Raw genomic sequence first — 1,673 nt, 5'->3', positions numbered from 1 at the left:
GGCCGGGAGGGCGTTGCAACTGATTTCGGTCACCGATGGCAGCGCCAGCCACCCCGGCTCCGAACGCTGGCCGGCGGAGCGTCTGAGCATTATTCGGCCGCAGGAATCGGCGGAAGCGCTGCGTCGCCTCGATCTGCCGTTGCACAGCCTTAAATGGCTGCGCGGCGGTTTTCAGGACAGTCAGGTGGCGGCGCGGGAACACCAGCTGCGCGAGTTTATCGAACGGCATTTGCGCCCCGACGACGTGGTGTTCACCACATGGAGCGAGGACGGCCACTGCGACCACGAAGCGGTTGGCCGCGCCAGTGCGGCGGCGGCGAAAAACGTCGGTGCGACGTTGCATGAGCTGCCGGTCTGGACTTGGCACTGGGCAACCCCGGAAGACAGTGTGGTGCCGTGGCATCGCGCGCGAAAGATTCTGCTGGAACCGCACCTGGTCGCGCGCAAACGCCATGCCATCCACGCCTTCGCCAGCCAATTGGAGGGCGATCCGCAAGTCGGCTTGCCGCCGGTGCTCGCACCGTATGTGCTGGACCGATTACTGCAACCGTTCGAGGTGGTGTTTTTATGAGTGTCGAGGATCGCTATTTCGATGGTTTGTTTGCCGGCAACGACGACCCATGGGCCTTCCGTCAGCGCTGGTACGAGCAACGCAAACGCGCCATCACCCTCGCCGCCCTGCCCCGGCCGCGTTATCGGGCAATCTTTGAGCCCGGTTGCGCCAACGGCGAATTAAGCGCCGAGCTCGCGAACCGCTGCGATCGGCTGTTGTGCTGCGACACGGCGGCGGCTGCGGTCGGGTTGGCGCAGACGCGTTTGAGTGTGTTTGAACACGCAGAAGTTCGGCAAAGCCGTTTGCCCGGTGACTGGCCGGACGAGAAGTTTGACCTGATTGTCATCAGCGAAATCGGCTATTACCTCGACGCCGAAGATTTGAAACGCCTGATTGTGTCGGCTGAGCAATCCTTGACCGCCGACGGTCAATTGCTCGCCTGCCACTGGCGCCCGCCTATCGACGGCTGCCCGCTGAATGCGCGGCAGGTGCACGATCTGCTGCACGAGCATTTGCATTTGCCGCGCCTGGTGTTGCATCAGGAAGCGGATTTTCTCCTGGAAGTGTGGAGCCGTGAGCCACGTTCGGTGGCGGCACTGGAGGGTTTGCGCTAACCGGGTTCGCAGTGTTGTTTGCCGGACCACGGTGCAATTGGCATAAAAAAATCCGTATCAGATGAAACAGCGAGGCGACGAACCGGGTTGTATGAGCAATACTCTGTCCGCTGCAATCCAGGGTTCGGAGCGCAGTCGTTTTTCATCCACCAGCCTTCACGGGTCGGCCGGGCTTGTTTATTCAAGCGTCGTGCGCGATTGAGGGCGATATAGAACAAGGACGTAACTCATGAAAACCGTGTACCTCAACGAAAGTCCCCTGCCAGCACAAATCTGGAACAACGCCCCGCAACTCGACAACATTCCGGTCGTCAACACGCAAACCCTGGTTCCCGAAGGCGCCCGCGCCGTGATCATTGCGCCGCATCCGGGCGATGAAGTGGTGATGTGCGGCGGTTTGTTGCAATTACTCTCGGCCCTCGGCCATCCCCTGCAATTGATCTCGATCACCGACGGCAGCGCCAGCCATCCCGGCTCGCAGCAATGGTCGGAGAAACGTTTAAGTG

3 protein-coding genes are annotated in these 1,673 nt (G+C 61.0%); all 3 read left to right on the top strand.

Features of this window, described 5'->3' with window-relative positions:
* Positions 1-571: PIG-L deacetylase family protein (locus tag BI292_RS10130; protein ID WP_101207794.1), on the top strand; the 571-nt coding region annotated here is incomplete at its 5' end.
* Positions 568-1,167, top strand: coding sequence for an SAM-dependent methyltransferase (locus BI292_RS10125; protein ID WP_092280813.1), 600 nt, complete (start codon positions 568-570; stop codon positions 1,165-1,167). The genes BI292_RS10130 and BI292_RS10125, both read left to right, overlap by 4 nt.
* Before the next feature lie 229 nt (positions 1,168-1,396).
* On the top strand, positions 1,397-1,673 hold a 277-nt coding region (locus tag BI292_RS10120; protein ID WP_178076562.1), incomplete at its 3' end, for a PIG-L deacetylase family protein.

The organism is Pseudomonas sp. 43NM1 (genome assembly GCF_002836905.1).
In the GTDB taxonomy this organism is placed as follows: Bacteria; Pseudomonadota; Gammaproteobacteria; order Pseudomonadales; family Pseudomonadaceae; genus Aquipseudomonas; species Aquipseudomonas prosekii.
This window is presented reverse-complemented; position numbering and strand designations above follow the sequence as displayed.

Bases quoted from the DNA above. Each gene is read 5' to 3' on its own strand.
- BI292_RS10125 (WP_092280813.1), top strand. From the start codon at position 568: ATGAGTGTCGAGGATCGCTATTTCGATGGTTTGTTTGCCGGCAACGAC.